The 15,280-nt window shown below is 52.9% G+C and carries 17 protein-coding genes; 9 read left to right on the top strand and 8 right to left on the bottom strand.

The features are described 5' to 3' along the window. Positions 1 to 23: 23 nt before the first annotated feature. Positions 24 to 911, top strand: a complete 888-nt coding sequence (locus ACYUBO_RS06690; protein WP_460373219.1) for a dihydroorotate dehydrogenase — start codon at positions 24 to 26, stop codon at positions 909 to 911. Then, the gene (locus tag ACYUBO_RS06685) at positions 904 to 1,671 is read left to right on the top strand and encodes a dihydroorotate dehydrogenase electron transfer subunit (protein WP_460373218.1); all 768 of its coding nucleotides are present in this window, start codon (positions 904 to 906) and stop codon (positions 1,669 to 1,671) included. The genes ACYUBO_RS06690 and ACYUBO_RS06685 overlap by 8 nt, the downstream gene beginning before the upstream one ends. Positions 1,672 to 1,673: 2 nt before the next feature. Here the strand turns inward: ACYUBO_RS06685 and mobA are convergent, their stop codons facing one another. From mobA to ACYUBO_RS06670, 3 genes are read right to left on the bottom strand one after another with little or no spacing between them, the layout of a single operon-like run. Continuing rightward, complete coding sequence (mobA, locus tag ACYUBO_RS06680; RefSeq protein WP_300333687.1) at positions 1,674 to 2,273, bottom strand: molybdenum cofactor guanylyltransferase; 600 nt, start codon at positions 2,271 to 2,273, stop codon at positions 1,674 to 1,676. A gap of 14 nt (positions 2,274 to 2,287) precedes the next feature. Beyond that, complete coding sequence (locus ACYUBO_RS06675; protein WP_460373217.1) at positions 2,288 to 2,752, bottom strand: methylated-DNA--[protein]-cysteine S-methyltransferase; 465 nt, start codon at positions 2,750 to 2,752, stop codon at positions 2,288 to 2,290. Further along, the gene (locus ACYUBO_RS06670) at positions 2,743 to 4,740 is read right to left on the bottom strand and encodes an ATP-dependent DNA helicase (RefSeq protein WP_460373216.1); all 1,998 of its coding nucleotides are present in this window, start codon (positions 4,738 to 4,740) and stop codon (positions 2,743 to 2,745) included. Before ACYUBO_RS06670 ends, ACYUBO_RS06675 begins: the two co-directional genes overlap by 10 nt. A 218-nt stretch (positions 4,741 to 4,958) precedes the next feature. Between ACYUBO_RS06670 and ACYUBO_RS06665 the strand changes: the two genes are divergently transcribed. Then, positions 4,959 to 6,392 (top strand): DHA2 family efflux MFS transporter permease subunit, encoded by a 1,434-nt coding sequence (locus tag ACYUBO_RS06665; protein ID WP_460373215.1) that lies wholly within the window; start codon positions 4,959 to 4,961, stop codon positions 6,390 to 6,392. An 85-nt stretch (positions 6,393 to 6,477) separates the two neighbouring features. After that, positions 6,478 to 7,818 (top strand): adenylosuccinate lyase, encoded by a 1,341-nt coding sequence (purB, locus tag ACYUBO_RS06660; protein WP_460373214.1) that lies wholly within the window; start codon positions 6,478 to 6,480, stop codon positions 7,816 to 7,818. Between the two features lie 26 nt (positions 7,819 to 7,844). On the opposite strand, the gene ACYUBO_RS06655 is transcribed toward purB, so the two are convergent. From ACYUBO_RS06655 to ACYUBO_RS06635, 5 genes are all read right to left on the bottom strand, one after another. Continuing rightward, a complete protein-coding gene (locus ACYUBO_RS06655; protein WP_460373213.1) occupies positions 7,845 to 8,255 on the bottom strand; it encodes a nuclear transport factor 2 family protein in 411 nt (136 codons plus the stop codon). Positions 8,256 to 8,344: 89 nt separating this feature from the next. Next, a complete protein-coding gene (locus tag ACYUBO_RS06650) occupies positions 8,345 to 9,514 on the bottom strand; it encodes an ABC transporter permease (protein WP_460373212.1) in 1,170 nt (389 codons plus the stop codon). Further along, positions 9,511 to 10,191, bottom strand: a complete 681-nt coding sequence (locus ACYUBO_RS06645) for an ABC transporter ATP-binding protein (RefSeq protein ID WP_300334514.1) — start codon at positions 10,189 to 10,191, stop codon at positions 9,511 to 9,513. Before ACYUBO_RS06645 ends, ACYUBO_RS06650 begins: the two co-directional genes overlap by 4 nt. A gap of 69 nt (positions 10,192 to 10,260) precedes the next feature. Further along, a complete protein-coding gene (locus ACYUBO_RS06640; protein WP_460373211.1) occupies positions 10,261 to 10,470 on the bottom strand; it encodes a helix-turn-helix transcriptional regulator in 210 nt (69 codons plus the stop codon). Between the two features lie 3 nt (positions 10,471 to 10,473). Beyond that, entirely contained in the window at positions 10,474 to 10,860 is a 387-nt protein-coding gene (locus tag ACYUBO_RS06635) for a DUF2178 domain-containing protein (RefSeq protein ID WP_460373210.1), read from the bottom strand. Positions 10,861 to 11,027: 167 nt separating this feature from the next. Between ACYUBO_RS06635 and ACYUBO_RS06630 the strand changes: the two genes are divergently transcribed. Genes ACYUBO_RS06630 through gatB form a run of 5 tightly spaced genes read left to right on the top strand, consistent with a single transcriptional unit; the run spans position 11,028 to position 15,273 of the window. Next, a complete protein-coding gene (locus ACYUBO_RS06630) occupies positions 11,028 to 11,234 on the top strand; it encodes a hypothetical protein (protein ID WP_460373209.1) in 207 nt (68 codons plus the stop codon). A 54-nt stretch (positions 11,235 to 11,288) separates the two neighbouring features. Further along, positions 11,289 to 12,305, top strand: coding sequence for an asparagine synthase C-terminal domain-containing protein (locus ACYUBO_RS06625; RefSeq protein ID WP_460373208.1), 1,017 nt, complete (start codon positions 11,289 to 11,291; stop codon positions 12,303 to 12,305). Then, positions 12,295 to 12,564 (top strand): Asp-tRNA(Asn)/Glu-tRNA(Gln) amidotransferase subunit GatC, encoded by a 270-nt coding sequence (gatC, locus tag ACYUBO_RS06620; RefSeq protein ID WP_300330305.1) that lies wholly within the window; start codon positions 12,295 to 12,297, stop codon positions 12,562 to 12,564. Before ACYUBO_RS06625 ends, gatC begins: the two co-directional genes overlap by 11 nt. Before the next feature lies 1 nt (position 12,565). After that, positions 12,566 to 13,864, top strand: coding sequence for an Asp-tRNA(Asn)/Glu-tRNA(Gln) amidotransferase subunit GatA (gene gatA / locus ACYUBO_RS06615; RefSeq protein ID WP_460373207.1), 1,299 nt, complete (start codon positions 12,566 to 12,568; stop codon positions 13,862 to 13,864). Then, on the top strand, positions 13,861 to 15,273 hold the full coding sequence (gene gatB / locus ACYUBO_RS06610; protein ID WP_460373206.1) for an Asp-tRNA(Asn)/Glu-tRNA(Gln) amidotransferase subunit GatB: 1,413 nt from the start codon (positions 13,861 to 13,863) through the stop codon (positions 15,271 to 15,273). The genes gatA and gatB overlap by 4 nt, the downstream gene beginning before the upstream one ends. Positions 15,274 to 15,280 lie beyond the last annotated feature (7 nt).

Raw genomic sequence — 15,280 nt, 5'->3', positions numbered from 1 at the left:
TAAACAGCACCAATTCCCTCTGGATGATTACATTACTAAAGGATCAGGTCTCTGTCGGGGGAGTTGCTCTCGATAACCATCTCATCCTGGCAGCAGGCGTCCTTGGAACTACCGGAGCCTCGCTCTCACGGATGCGCCGCCAGGGTGCCGGGGGTGTGGTTACCAAATCCATTGGTCCGGTCCCAAAAGAGGGGCATGCCGGTCCCTGCCTGATCCCGCTTGCGGGCGGTCTCATCAATGCGATGGGGCTCCCAAACCCTTCAAGGAATTTTGTCCCTGAACTGGAGACTCTCTCCGGGGAACCTTTTGTTGTCAGCATATTCGGGGGAACACCCGCTGAGTTTGGCGAGGTTGCCTCCTGGTTTGAGGGAATCGCCGCCGGATTTGAACTGAACCTCTCCTGCCCCCATGCAGAGGGGTACGGTGCTGCGATCGGATCTAATCCTGCCATGGTTCGTGCCTGCACCGAGGAGGTGGCAGCATTTGGGAGGCCGACATGGGTGAAACTGACTCCGAATGTCACTGATATCGGTTCTATCGGGCGGGCTGCAGAAGAGGGCGGGGCGACTGCCCTTGTTGCGATCAATACCGTCCGGGCGATGCGGATCTCAATTGATCTCAGGCGTCCGGTGCTTGGGAACCGGTTCGGGGGCATATCCGGCCCAATGATCTTCCCCATTGCACTCCGATGTGTCTATGATCTCTATGAAGCCTGTTCAATCCCGATCATCGGCTGCGGCGGGGTCTCCTCTGCTGCGGATACAATCGAGATGATGATGGCGGGTGCGTCTGCGGTGCAGATCGGATCAGCCGTCTATGATGACTCTTCAGTTTTCAAAACCATTGCTGATGAACTCTATTCCCCAGACGGAGTTCCTGCTGCTGAGATAGTGGGGTGTGCCCATGCGTGACGGGATGCCGGTTGTGGTGACGGTGAGAGAGGTCATCGACGAGACCCCGACTGTGAAAACACTCCGGTTTGATTCCGAATTTGCGATCCGCCCCGGCCACTTCTGTATGGTCTGGGTTCCGGGAATTGATGAGGTGCCGATGGGTTTCTCGTCCCCCGGCTCGATCACCGTTCAGAAGGTGGGAGAGGCAACAGCGGCACTCACCTCACTCACACCCGGAGATAGGATCGGTATCCGTGGGCCGTTTGGAAACGGCTTCACCCCGAATGGGCGGGTTCTTGCCATAGCAGGCGGAGTCGGTGTTGTCCCGCTCTATCCGTTGGCCATAAACGGGTCAGTTGATACTTTCATACTCGGTGCACGGACGGGAACAGAACTCGTCTTTGCCCGCGAGCTTTCGGATCTAACCGATCTCAAAATCGCAACCGATGATGGAACCGCCGGGTACCATGGCTTTGTCACCGGGGTGATGGACAGTGAGATCGATCTCCTCTCCTATGATACCATCTGTGTCTGCGGACCCGAGATGATGATGAAAGGGATTTTGGATCGGCTTTCAGATGCAGGGATTGCAGATCGCGGTCAGTTCTCGCTTCACCGGTACATGAAATGCGGTGTCGGGGTCTGCGGATCCTGTGCAATCGATCCGGAAGGTCTCTGTGTCTGCCGGGACGGCCCGGTATTCACCGGAGATCAGATCATCAATTCTGAATTTGGAACGTACGCACGGGATGCAAGCGGGCAGAGAAAACGGGTCTGAACTTATTTCGACCCGTTAATTGCTTTTAAATCCCCCAGATCATTAATATTCGTGAAGGATTTCAGGTTCGGGTCGATCTCCCGGATATCCTGAATCTGAATGAATTTTGTATTGATGCTCCTGATCATCTCACGGAGTGAGTACGAGGCATGGGTGGCGATGTATGCCTTCAGGGCATCCTTTCGATAGACGGCATGCAGGGGTTCGTACATCTCTTCATTCCAGTAGGGGACTGCTGAATCTGCATCTTTTATTGAAGTGAAGAGTAACTCGACAACGTCAGATCGAATACATGGCATATCACAGGCAGTAATAAAAATAAGATCGCCTTCTGCCTCTTCGACACCAGCAATGATCCCGCCAAGTGGCCCGATTCCGCGTACCTGATCACAACAGATTCTGATGCCGGGGATATCCTCAAATCTGCTGCATTGCTCCTCATCGCGGGCAACGATGATGATCTCGTCTGTAGCCTTTGAGAGAGCAGAGATCAGATGGGAGAGGAAGGATTTCCCTCCATAGGTGAAGAAATATTTCTCCATTCCTCCCGATCGCCGTGCCTCGCCACCGACAAGGATCAATGCAGTTCTCTTCTCATTCATAGTGAATAACAGGTTTATTTGTTTTTCTCAAATTTATGGGTGTTCTTTTGTCTCCGGCTTTCAAGCCTGAGGAGGTCTTCCTTGATTCGGATATCCGGCGTAAAGCCCCCGATATCCTTCTCACCAATGACACGGTGGCAGGGGATCACAAGCGGTGTCGGATTCCTCCTGAGTGCTCCTCCGACTACCCGTGGATGGGTGCCTGTTGCGTCTGCCACCTCACCATATGTCATCGTCTTCCCATAGGGAATGGCTCTTACAACCCGGTAGATGGCAGCCGACTTCGACTCCCCTTCATCTGCCGGTGACCTGAGTTCCGAGAGATCAGATCGTTTCCCCGCGAGGTATTCGGTGATCGCCGGAGGAAGCCCGTCTTCTCCATCAGAATGACCAAACCAGACCCGATAAATATATTCATCATCCCAGGCAGCCGAGACCGGCCAGAGGCCAAACCTGCCTGTACCTTCCTTCATTGCCATCGTGAGAGCACCCCGGGTATCATATCTGCGGTGATGGCGGTCATCTCCTCCTGCATCCAGGGTGGGAGGCCGCTTTTCACCTCGGTTTCGAGAAACCTGCTGTCTCCGAGGATCAGCACCCCGCGATCATCCGGCGTCCTGAGAACACGGCCGAGCGCCTGTGCGGCTTTATTGATGGCAGGGAGCGTATAGGCGATGAACTCACCGTCTTTCCCAAACTTCCGCCTGAAGTACTGGATGCTCATTGCCCGTACCTGCGTATAGGGGGCGAGCGGGAGACCGACAACCATCGCACCAGAGAGGAGCTCGCCCCGGTAATCAAGCCCCTCACTCCATTTGCCGCCGCAGACCGCAAAGAGGATACCTGATTTTTTCTTTGCAGGAAGACCGAGGAATTCAGCCAGCATTTCTGTCGCCTCACCCGCATCACGCGGCTCCACAAAGACCTTCTTCTTTCTGATGGCGCAGCGTTCTGCATATTCGCTCATGATCTGGTACGAAGGGAAGTAGACTGCGAGGTTGCCGGGAACCCCGGCAAAAGCCGTGATCGTCCGGACAGTCCGCTCGATGTTGCCTGCATCCTGCCTCATACGAAAGGCGGTCGTGATATCTCCTGATGTGAGGAGAAGGCGGTTCTTTTTTGGAAATGCATTTGGTATTGAGAGGGTGGAAACATCCATATCTTCAAAATAGTACTGCCTGAAGCTGTCGATTGGAGAGAGTGTGCCGCTGATGAAGATCGAGGCGTGGTGGGATCCGACAATAAACTTGAGTTTCCCGGCAGGATCGATATTCCTGACCTCAAGGATCACCGAGTCCTCCTCTTTCCGGTAGACGGTCAGGTATGCCGGATCGGTTGCCGAGCAATGGATCCGGTAGAGGAACTCGCAGAGCCGTTCGATGGAGGTCTCCTTGAACTCACCTTTCTGAAGGCTCTTTTCCCGCACGACATCACTGATTGCAATGATATCCTCGACAATTGCCGCCATCGACGGGTACAGTGAGCCTTTTGTCAGTATCCGATCAAAGATTGCCGGGTCAAACCAGTCCTCGGTCTCATTTGAGCGGCGGAGCCCGTCCATAAAGTCACGGATCCTCGGCAGCACGTGCCTGACAGCTTCTGCTCCTTTCACCTTCGACTTCAGGGATGAGAGTTCATGGGATGCCTGCTGGATGTCCCGCTCCTGGAGGGAGACGCTCTGGATCCCCTGCACCACATCCCCGACATTATGCCCTTCGTCCACAAGCAGTATGATATCCTGCGGCTCGACATTCAGCGAGACGAGCAGCTGTTCCCTGATATCGTCATTAAAGAGATGATGATAGTTAACGATGACGACATCCGCATGTTTTGCCGAGGTCATCATCAGATCATAGGGGCAGAGGCTGCCTGCATACGCATGGAGATTATCGGGGTTCACGACATTCAACGAAGCCTTCTCTGCTTTTCTCCGGATATCCTGCGATGGCACCAGCCTTAATCCTTCATCCCCTTCAAGAAAGACCCTGCTGTTCACGAAATACGGGCAGATGAGCGGATGGTCACGGTCCTGGCGCTTGATCTGCTTTTGGATCTCCGGATCCTTTGCAGGTACAAGCGATCCCTTTATCGCCCTTTCCCGCATCAGGGCGCTGGTGAAGTTCTTCACCCCTTCGCATTGCCGGTACACATCCCCAACCCCGCCGAGTGGGCACATACTCCGTTTCCCAATCAGGTAGGTGAACTTCAATCCCGGCTTCTTCTGCCTGATCAGATCAAGTTCCCTGATGAAGGTATTCAGCTGGCTGATCGTCCTTACCGCAACGAGAATGGTTCTTCCCTTTGATTCGGCAAGGAGGGCGGAGACAACACTTGATTTCCCGCTCCCTGTCGGTGCATCGATCAGGAGTGTGCCGCCGTTTCTGGCTGTCTCTGCTGCGGCATCCAGCATCTTCTCCTGGTGGGGGCGGTAGCGGGTATAGGGGAACCAGTCGTCAATTGAGCTCATATGCGTTATTTCCGTGGGGATCGTGTTTGATCTTCTGTATCAATGTGTCTGTCTGCAGATTATTAAGTAATGATGATTCTGCATTTGTATTTCCTGAATCTCAAGAATGAATGAATGTTCGAGTCTCCTCTCTCCTCACCTTTCCGGGATAACAGAAGCAGGATTATGAGGATACAGATCCGAATAATTATCTGGTATTACATTTATCTCTCTTATTTATGCGAGGCTCCTCGAATCTCAGTCGACATGATCTTTTAATCGTCTTTGTTATTGCCCTCGGATCATTCATGGCAGGTCTTGATGGCACAATCGTCAATATTGCTCTTCCCTCCATTGCCGGGGCATTCGATGCGTCGGCTGTTGCCGCCTCATGGGTTCTCACTGCATATCTGATCGTCCTCGTCTCACTCCTTCTTGCCGCCTCGCGCCTTGGGGATATTGCAGGATATAAGAAGGTCTTCATCTCAGGCTTCTGTATCTTCACGATCGGATCGGCATGCTGTGCCCTTTCTCCCTCTATCGAGCTGTTGATCCTCTCCCGTCTGCTTCAGGCAGCCGGTGGTGCGACCATCGCCGCACTCGGATCGGTGATGGTCATTACGTCTGTTCCGGCATCTTCCCGGGGGGCAGCTCTTGGTATTGTTGCGATGTTCACGATGATGGGAGCTGCATTGGGGCCGGTTGCCGGTGGCTACCTCACCTCGCTCTTCTCATGGAATGCGATCTTCTTTGTGAATATACCCATTGGAATCGCAGCGGTGCTTCTTGGGATAAAAATTATTCCTGCGGTTCACCCTCCTTTACCAGAGGGGCGGCTCGATCTTTTCGGTGTCCTCCTGATCTTCCTGGCCCTCTCCACGCTTATCGGCGCACTCACCTCTATCCAGAATGCACACAGTATCACCGGATTTCTCCTCCTTCTTATCTCTGCGATCAGCTGGCTCGCCTTCATCATTCATGAGCGGAGATCCTCTGAACCACTCATCGATCTCTCTGTCTTCAGGAACAGATCATTCTCACTTCAGAATATCTGCATACTCCTGCTCCAGATGGTGATGGCAGGGGTACTTGTCATTATGCCATTCTACCTTGAGCTTGTCAGGGGAATTTCAACAGATAATGCCGGGTTAATTATTATTTCCCTCCCTCTGGGAATGATTGTCTCTGCCCCGATTGCCGGGAAGATTGCGGATGCGATCGGGACGCGGCGGCCGATCATTGGTGGATTTGCACTATCTCTCCTCTCTCTCTTCATCCTCACCAGAATTGGAGCAGAGACAGGTCTTCTGGATATCTGGATCTCACTCTTCATCCTCGGTATCGGAACAGGCTCCGCATATGCTCCATTGAATAGTGCCATCATGAGTGTCGTCCCTGATAAGGACCGGAGCGCCTCATCAGGGCTTATCAAGATGATGACGAACCTTGGCAATTCGCTCGGCGTTGCCGGGGTAATGCTGGTTGCCACCCTCGCTGCCGGACCGAAGATCGCAGAGGTGGCGGCAAAGGAACTCCCACCTGCTGCGCTTGTCGGGGCCTTTCAGGTGACGTTCTTCTGCTGCATAATACTCCTGCTGATCGGGATGCTACTGATGATTGGTGTTCAAAGCAGCAGAGGAGTGAAAGGAGATGAGGTGCCGATCGGCTTCTGATCGCAACCCCTCTTCTCATCCATCTCCTCCCTCCAAACAACAGGTATGGATCGGTTTAATCCTGCCAGAGTCCCAATATAGATCCATGGCGATCCACCCGATAGACTTCCGGTACGGTACAACCGAGATGCGCCGTGTCTGGAGCGAAGAGGCGAGATTTAATGCAATCATCAGGGCCGAAGTGGCACTTGCCGCAGCCGAGGCTGAGATCGGCCTCATCCCGATGGAATCGGCAGAGGCGATCGCTGCTGCTGCACCGAAGGCATCTCTTCGCCGGGCAAACGAGATTGAAGCTGAGATCAACCATGATATGATGGCTGTTGTCAAGGCGCTCGCCGAGGTGTCCGGCCCTGCCGGACGCTGGGTGCATTACGGGGCGACCTCAAACGATATCCTGGATACGGCAACTGCCCTTCAGATCAAAGATGCCCTCGACTTTATCGAAGAGAAGCTGAAGATTCTGCTCAGGGTTCTCATTGAGAGGAGCACTGCCACAAAGACGCTCGTCTGTGCAGGCAGAACTCATGGCCAGATCGGTGTGCCGACAACCTACGGCCTCCGCTTTGCCATATGGGCAAGTGAGATCGGCCGCCATATCATCAGGCTCCGTGAGATGCGTCCACGGGTTGTTGTCGGGCAGATGACGGGGGCTGTCGGGACACAGGCTGCCTTTGGTGAGGACGGGATGGAGGTGCAGGCGGCGATGATGCGCCACCTTGGTATCGGTTCAGTCGATGTCTCGAACCAGGTGGTTTCCCGGGATCGGTATGCCGAATACTTCTTCCTCCTCGCAAACATTGCCACCACCCTCGATAAGATCGGGATAGAGATCCGTTCTCTCCAGCGGACAGAGATTGCCGAGGTTGAAGAGGCTTTTGCCAAGAAGCAGGTCGGATCCAGCACGATGCCGCATAAGAGAAACCCGATTAAAAGTGAACAGGTAGGCGGTCTTGCCCGGGTGATCAGATCCGCAGTTGAGCCTGCACTCCTGAATAATACCCTGTGGGATGAGCGGGATCTCACGAACTCCTCATGCGAGCGGGTGATCTTCCCTGAAGCAACCATCCTCTGCGATCACTGCCTCAAGGTGATGGCGCAGGCCCTTGAGGGACTGATCATCAAAGAAGAGAATGTCGCAAAGAACCTTGATCTGCTCCATGGCATCAATCTTGCCGAGTCGGTGATGATCGAACTCACGAGGCGCGGGATGGATCGGCAGGCAGCACACGAGGTGATCCGGGCAAACAGCATGAAGGCGCTTGAAGAGAAGAGGCCGCTTGCTGAGATCCTCTCGGAGATCCCCGAGGTGACTGGTTTGATCTCCTCCGCTGAGATCGAAGATGCACTCCTGCCGAAACGATATATCGGCACCTCGATACAACAGGTGGAGCGGGTGATCAAGAAGCTCGCCCCGCTCACCTCTTAATTACTCCTTTTTCTGCAATTTTGAGATCAGGCCGGAAATGATCTTCCTTCTGCCTGACCCGCAGTTGGCTGCGAGATATGCATCTGCACAATCTCCCACCGGTGTCCGGTGCCCCGGAGTACCATCGTGATACGGCAGGGGATCTCGTTTTTATCTGCTGTGAAGGTGATATCCCCCATCACCCAGGCGATCGTCCCTTCAGCTTTTATGGTGCAGTTCGCCATCCTGACAGCGAGGCTCTCCACTTCCCCAAAATCGCGGCTGAGCTGCCTCTCCATCTCCTCCCGGTTTCTGACAATCTCATCCATACCCGTTCCAAATCCCATCATGTCAACAGCAGTGATTGCGAGGATCCCCTCACAATCCTTCTGTGAGTAGAGATCACAAAAACGGTTCAGCAACCCCTGTATCTGTTCTTCTGTCTGTCTGCTGAGCATCGAAGATTATTGGTGATATGGGTTGATAAGAGAGGATGGTGGTCAGGGGTGGAATACAAGAAGGATTGGTATAACACCGCCCGACTCATCTAATCATTCGAAAGCGCATCAATCGGGTTCATCTGGGCTGCCCGGTGTGCCGGGTACACCCCTGCCGCGATACAGATGACGGTTCCGATGCACATGCCATAGAATATTGTGAAGACGGTGTTGAATGTCATCAGATACTTGATATCCTGCATGATGAGCAGAATGAGAAGCCCGCCGCCGATGAGGCTCATCACCCCTCCGCAGACCGATCCGATCAGGCCAAGAATCGTTGCTTCGTACAGGAACATCTTGCTGATATCGCTCTTCTGGGTGCCTATACTCCTAAGAATCCCGATCTCCTTGATCCGCTCGTTTACAGAGATGAGCATCACGTTTAAGATACTGACTGCGGCAACCACAAGCGATATTCCGCCAATTGCCATGACAAAGAGTGATATCTGACCGATTGCATCCTGGATGGATGAGATCATCGCCCTGAAATCCATAATATTGACGATATCCTCACGCCGGTTCAGCCTGGCATCGATCTGATCCTTGATACGGTCGATCTCATCGAGATCTTCAACGGTGATGACAACCTGATCGTATTTACCTTTCCCCCCATACTCTGACTCATACCACCGATCAGATGCAATGATGGCATTATCGGTCTGGATGCCGCCAGAGAACCCGGTATCTTCAAGGATTCCGACAACACGCACCCGTTGTTCACGGCTTCCGATGCCGATTGTGATAAAATTGCCTTCCTTGATATCGTACTGTCGGGCCAGACTCTGGCCGATCATCACACCTTCTGTTCCCGAGACATATCTTCCTGATACCAGGGTTGTTGTCGACGGGAGTTCTCCCGGATCAACACCGTACACCGAAGCATACCTCCGGTTATCTCCGACTTTGATCTGGTCATAGGTATTGTAGAAGGCGATTGTCGGGTGCCTCCCCGCGATCAACTTGATCTGCCTGATGTCCCGCTCATCAATACCCGCTTTTTGATCTCCGACTGATGGTCCTGCCGGGGTGATGATAATTGAGTTGCCCATATTCATCAGCTCATCAGATACTGACTGTTCAAGTGCACCACCGAGAAGGCCCATCGAGGTGATCGCCACAACACCGATGATGATCCCAAGTGCTGCAAGAATTGATCTGAAGAGATGGAGCCTGACATTTCTCTTTGCCAGTTCAAATGTCATTCCGAGGTGAATCACTGGATCACCCCGTCCCGGATGGTGATGATCCGATCTGCAAAAGATGCAATCTCATCCGAATGAGTGACCATCACGATTGTCTTCCCCTGCCCGTTCAGATTGGTGAGAATATCCATAATCTGTTGCCCGGTCTTTGAGTCGAGGTTGCCTGTCGGTTCATCGCAGAGGAGAATCCGTGGATCATTGGCCAGAGCCCTCGCAATCGCAACACGCTGCTGCTGGCCTCCTGAGAGCTGATTTGGGGTGTGGTGGATGTGTCCTCCGTCAAGGCCGACGAGTTTTAAGAGTTCTGCTGGTTTCCCGGTTGTATCCCGTGCACCAGTCTTCAGGATAAGCGGATATTCGACATTCTCAAATGCCGTCAGGAGGGGGATCAAATTAAATTTCTGGAAGATGAAGCCGATTGCATCCCTGCGGAGCTCAGTCAGCTCATAATCTGAGAGTTCACGGGTATTCTTTCCTTCAATAAACAGGTCCCCGCTTGTCGGCTGATCAAGGCACCCGATCTGGTTTAAAAGGGTTGTTTTCCCTGACCCGGACGCTCCCATTATTGCAACAAATTCACCAACACCGATATCGAGAGTGACGCCGTTCAGTGCGTAAACATCTCCAGCCTCCATCGTATAGATTCGTTTGACCTCTTCAAGCCGGATACAGATCTCCATTATCTTCTCCATGTATGGTGCAGGAACCCTGCCTGATGTAAAATATATTGTACATTTTTGTATTTATGGATTGTGAGCAGTTCAATCCGGCTTCATTTCTTCATCATACACAAAGATCTCATCGACCAATACTCCAAAATAGCGGCTGATCTTAAATGCAAGTTCAAGTGATGGATCGTACTTCCCCTTTTCAATAGCCAGAATCGTCTGCCTGGTGACGCCAAGTGCGGTAGCTAACTCCTCCTGCGTCAGGTTGTGTGCGGTCCGATGGAACTTGATGGTATTATTCATCTCTTATGCTCCAAACTTTCTGGAATAATACAGCCAGAAGAGAAGGTAGATGGCCATGATCAGGACGATATTCTGCATGAGTGCATATCCCCAGACCAGGATGTTTGATGCACCTGCATAGTACCCCGTGAAGAGGATAAATAATGAGAAGAAGAGGAGGAGCAGCACTGAAGTCTCAAGTGTCCGGACCGCTGTCTTCTCATAGATCACCACCAGCCGTTCATCAATGATGATATTCCGCCTCCTCCATATCCAGAAGAGGTAGAGCATAAGGGCAAGGAGCATAAAAGAAAGCAGGTCGAGGTTCCCGGAGGAAGCGGCCACCCAGATGCCTCCTGCCAGCAGGATGGCAATGAGAATCATTGCTGCTTGTGAAACGATCCGATTCATCCTGCAAGTAGTTGAGTTCATCCTTCTAATAATAGATAGTGTAGTGGGTTCGTGTAAGTTACAAAATGAAACACCTTCTATCAATGGCGTTACAATTTGTAACTTTGGATCAAACACTATGTTACAATATGTAACTTATATCATCTCTCGGCTCCAATCTCAGATCCATGTCACGAGTGGTCAGGATTGCAGACGATGCCTATGAATGTGCAATCGCCTATGGCCCTTCCCTGAGCGAGGGGATCCGGGTGATGGACGCCCTCATCAGGGAGCTGCGGTCAAAAAGTGAACTGCCATTTGATCAGAAGACGATCGAACGGATGATCCGATCCGCAGTCCGTGATGAGATCGAAGCGGCAGTGTATCGTGGATAAGAGCTATCAGGAATCCAGTATGATCATGTGGAGCAGAATGCCGGAGTAACCTTAATGGATACATTACTATCAATCCGTGGATGGGTGGAAGAAGGAGGCGCCCTCCTGACAGACGATCAGATCCGGTTCATTCTCGAAGAGGAGCCGGAGAGAGTATGCGGTTTTGGTGGGGAGTTTGCGATCGAGTACGGAGCATACCGGCTCCGTGATTCCCTTGGCGTGGTGACTGGAAACGCCCCCCCGGGTACCTTCCAGAAGAATGGCGAGACCATCTGCCGCATTGTGCCAGATCCGATCGCAATGCCGCTTGGAGATGCCATCAGGGAAGCTGTTTCCCTCCGGACCAGTGAAAAGAGTGTTGTTGCCCTCTCGGGAGGAGTCGACTCATCCCTCATCGCAGCTCTTGCAGATCGCCCCTGCCTTGCCGTTGGGATCTCAGGATCGCACGATCTCAACCGTGCAGAAGAGGTGGCAGCTGCAATCGGGTGTGACCTCATTACAGGAGAGATCGATCCGTCCCGCGTGGAACCTGTTCTTCGGCAGATACTCTCCCTCCTTCCTTCCATAAATCCGGTTGATGCCTCGATTGCCGCAACCGGCTTCTTCCTCTGTGAAGCAGCTGCCGATTATGGATATGATCGGATCATCTCCGGGCAGGGTGCTGATGAACTCTTCTGTGGGTATACAAGGTACCTTGAGAGTTCTGATCTCAAAGCAGACAGAACTGCGGATATCGCAGACCTCCCAAGACAGCTGGCACGGGATCAGGCGGTTTCCGGTCTTTTTTCTGTCTGGATCTCGCTTCCCTATCTTGATACCAGGGTCGTGCGCGCCGCAGATCGGATTCCGGTTGGTGAGATGATCAGCTCAGGTATACGAAAATTCCCTCTCCGATCGGTAGCATCTGCATATCTGCCTCAGGATATCGCATGGTACGAGAAGAAAGCAATGCAGTATGGCAGCGGTGTCTGGAAGGTTATCAGGGATCATGCACGGGAAAGAGGTTTTAAAAGAGCCGTACAAGGGTACATGAAGTATATTCAGGATGGTAGGGCAGAGCATGGTATCTAAAGAGGATGTAGCACATATCGCCACAATCGCCGATATCGGCGTTGATGAATCAGAACTGGACCTTTTTACGGGCCAGTTCAATGCAATACTGGATTATTTTGATGTACTTGATTCTGTTCCGATAGGAGGTGATGCAGCCCCTCTGCGAAAGAATGTCTTCCGGGATGACGAGGTTGTACCTTCCCTCTCACATGATGAAGTCCTGATGAATGCTACCGATCCGGAAGATGGGTTCATCCGTGCCCCGAGGGTGATCTGAGATGGGATCCCGATACTCATTTGATAATCCTGATCCCCACAATGCCTTCATCACCATCTGCCGTGAGGCTGAATATGGCGAAGGCCCTCTCAGTGGCATTCCGGTTGCCGTCAAGGACAATATCTCAACAGCCGGAATTGAGACCACCTGCGGCTCAAATATCCTCAAAGGCTATATCCCACCCTACGATGCCCATGTCATAACCCTTCTCCGCTCAGCAGGTGCTGCGATCGTTGGTAAAACCAATATGGATGAGTTTGGAATGGGCACTACCACTGAATCCTCTGCATTTGGACCTACCCTCAATCCAGCCGACCCGACACGGGCACCCGGCGGTTCATCAGGTGGATCAGCTGCCGCTGTTGCATCAGGAATGGTACAAATGGCACTCGGTACCGATACCGGGGGGTCAATCCGCTGTCCTGCCTCTTTCTGTGGGATCGTTGGCCTGAAGCCAACCTATGGCCGGGTATCCCGGTACGGTCTGATAGCCTATGCAAACTCCATGGAGCAGATCGGACCGCTTGCAGGGAATGTCAGGGACTGCGCTCTTTTGTATTCTGTCATCGCCGGTTATGATCCACGCGACGGGACCAGTCTGGATCTTCCTGCACCTGCTCCGCTGAAAGCGGAGATTGCCGGGAAACGGATCGGGGTTCCTGCCGAATTTTTTGGAGAAGGGGTCGATCCGGCGGTTGCAAAAACCGTACAGTCGGGAATAGACCGGCTTGAAGGACTGGGTGCTGAGATCATATCATGCTCCATGCCCAGCATGCAGTATGCCCTCGCCGCATACTATGTCACCTCGATGAGCGAGGCAAGCTCAAATCTTGGCAGGTATGACGGAGTCAGGTATGGCACTGCACCTGATTTCGTCCGCTCCTGGCATGATGCATACTCACATATCCGGAAGAGCGGGTTTGGCGAAGAGGTTCGGCGGCGAATCCTGCTTGGCAGCTTTGCTCTCTCTGCCGGATACCAGGGGAAGTATTATGCAAAAGCACAGGCCGCACGGCAGATGGTGCGGAATGATTTTGCCCGCCTTTTTGAGACTGTTGATATGCTTGCGGGCCCGACAATGCCCTGTGTCGCTCTCCCCCTCGGAGAGACGAGTGATCCCCTATCGATGTACCTCGCTGACATCCTGACGGTTCCGGCAAACCTTGCAGGTGTCCCGGCGATATCAGTTCCCTGTGGCACTGCCCACAATCTCCCCGTCGGTCTCCAGCTGATCGGAAAACACAGGTCAGAGGATGAGATTCTTTCGGCTGCACTCGCCTTTGAGGAGGGTTCAGTATGACTGTCATCATCGGACTTGAGATCCACTGCCAGCTGAATACGAAGACGAAACTCTTCTGTGGCTGTTCAACCGATTACCGTGATGACGGGCCAAATACCCATGTCTGCCCGATCTGCCTTGGTCTGCCGGGAACGCTGCCGGTGACGAACAAACAGGCGGTTCTGTATGCACTGAAGGTTGCAAAAGCCCTCCACTGCAAGGTTCCGGCTTTTTCTGAATTTGCACGGAAGAACTATTTCTACCCGGATCTCCCAAAAGCATTCCAGATCACCCAGTATGACAAACCTCTCGCACTTGGCGGCTATATCGATATCGAGGCAGAAAATGGCGGCGAGAAAAGGGTTGAACTTACCCGGATCCACATGGAGGAGGATCCCGGCCGGCTTGTTCATAAAGGAAGCGGGGATCGCGGCCGCTACACTCTTGTCGATTACAACAGGTCCGGTGTTCCCCTAATCGAGATTGTGACGGAACCCCAGCTCTCCTCTCCAAAAGAGGCGCGGAGGTTTTTGAATAAACTCCGGGCAACACTCGAGTACCTCGGAATTTATGATTCCGAACGGGAGGGCTCACTCAGGGTCGATGCCAATATATCGATCAAGGGATATGAACGGGTCGAGGTGAAGAATATCACCAGTTATAAAGGGGTTGAGAAAGCCCTTACCTTTGAGATAACACGGCAGAAAGGGATGATTCGGAGAAATGCTCAGATCGTCCGCGAAACACGGCATTACCAGGAGGCACGGGGTGTCACCACCTCCGCCCGTTCAAAGGAGATGGAGCATGATTACCGGTACTTCCCCGAGCCCGATCTCGCCCCGCTTGAGGTCAGTTCATGGGTTGACGAAATCCCTCTCCCCGAGCTGCCTGACGCACGACGGGATCGGTTTGTGCAGCAATACGGGATCTCACAAAACCATGCCCGGACCCTGACCGGGGATCTGAAGCTTGCCGAATTCTTCGAGGAGATCGCCTCAGATATGCCGGAGATTGCCGCTCCATGGACCGCGGATATTCTTCTCGGTGAGCTGAATTATCGTGACATGCCTGTGACAAAGGTGCCGGTTCCCCACTATGGCGCCCTCCTTCTGGAAGTGAAGAAGGGATCAGTCACTGATACATCGGCAGTCGAGATTCTCAGGCTCATCCTGAACCAGGTAATGGAGGGACAGCAGCCGGAGATGCCCGGTGAGATTATCGCACGTCTTGGACTTTCAAAGGAGAAAGGCGATTCAATTGTTGATACTGTCGCCTCGGTTCTCAGGGAAAATGAAGCGGCAGTTGCCGATCACCGGGCTGGAAAGGCGGGGGCGATCAACTTCCTCGTCGGCCAGGTGATGAAGGCAACACGAGGGCGTGCAGATCCAAAAGAGATCGCGAAAATAATCGCCGATCTTCTGAAGGAATGATTGGAGG

The organism is Methanocalculus sp. MC3, from assembly GCF_054767395.1.
Note: the sequence above shows the minus strand (reverse complement) of the source record. Positions and strands in the feature narration are given on the sequence as shown.

What these genes read in the sequence shown, in the direction of transcription:
- ACYUBO_RS06640 (WP_460373211.1), bottom strand. Translation starts at nt 10,470, where the DNA reads ATGAATAATACCATCAAGTTCCATCGGACCGCACACAACCTGACGCAG.
- mobA (WP_300333687.1), bottom strand. Translation starts at nt 2,273, where the DNA reads ATGAATGAGAAGAGAACTGCATTGATCCTTGTCGGTGGCGAGGCACGG.
- gatC (WP_300330305.1), top strand. Translation starts at nt 12,295, where the DNA reads ATGGTATCTAAAGAGGATGTAGCACATATCGCCACAATCGCCGATATC.
- ACYUBO_RS06635 (WP_460373210.1), bottom strand. Translation starts at nt 10,860, where the DNA reads ATGAATCGGATCGTTTCACAAGCAGCAATGATTCTCATTGCCATCCTG.
- ACYUBO_RS06665 (WP_460373215.1), top strand. Translation starts at nt 4,959, where the DNA reads ATGCGAGGCTCCTCGAATCTCAGTCGACATGATCTTTTAATCGTCTTT.
- ACYUBO_RS06630 (WP_460373209.1), top strand. Translation starts at nt 11,028, where the DNA reads ATGTCACGAGTGGTCAGGATTGCAGACGATGCCTATGAATGTGCAATC.
- purB (WP_460373214.1), top strand. Translation starts at nt 6,478, where the DNA reads ATGGCGATCCACCCGATAGACTTCCGGTACGGTACAACCGAGATGCGC.
- ACYUBO_RS06670 (WP_460373216.1), bottom strand. Translation starts at nt 4,740, where the DNA reads ATGAGCTCAATTGACGACTGGTTCCCCTATACCCGCTACCGCCCCCAC.
- ACYUBO_RS06685 (WP_460373218.1), top strand. Translation starts at nt 904, where the DNA reads ATGCGTGACGGGATGCCGGTTGTGGTGACGGTGAGAGAGGTCATCGAC.
- gatB (WP_460373206.1), top strand. Translation starts at nt 13,861, where the DNA reads ATGACTGTCATCATCGGACTTGAGATCCACTGCCAGCTGAATACGAAG.
- ACYUBO_RS06645 (WP_300334514.1), bottom strand. Translation starts at nt 10,191, where the DNA reads ATGGAGAAGATAATGGAGATCTGTATCCGGCTTGAAGAGGTCAAACGA.
- ACYUBO_RS06625 (WP_460373208.1), top strand. Translation starts at nt 11,289, where the DNA reads ATGGATACATTACTATCAATCCGTGGATGGGTGGAAGAAGGAGGCGCC.
- ACYUBO_RS06690 (WP_460373219.1), top strand. Translation starts at nt 24, where the DNA reads ATGATTACATTACTAAAGGATCAGGTCTCTGTCGGGGGAGTTGCTCTC.
- gatA (WP_460373207.1), top strand. Translation starts at nt 12,566, where the DNA reads ATGGGATCCCGATACTCATTTGATAATCCTGATCCCCACAATGCCTTC.
- ACYUBO_RS06655 (WP_460373213.1), bottom strand. Translation starts at nt 8,255, where the DNA reads ATGCTCAGCAGACAGACAGAAGAACAGATACAGGGGTTGCTGAACCGT.
- ACYUBO_RS06675 (WP_460373217.1), bottom strand. Translation starts at nt 2,752, where the DNA reads ATGGCAATGAAGGAAGGTACAGGCAGGTTTGGCCTCTGGCCGGTCTCG.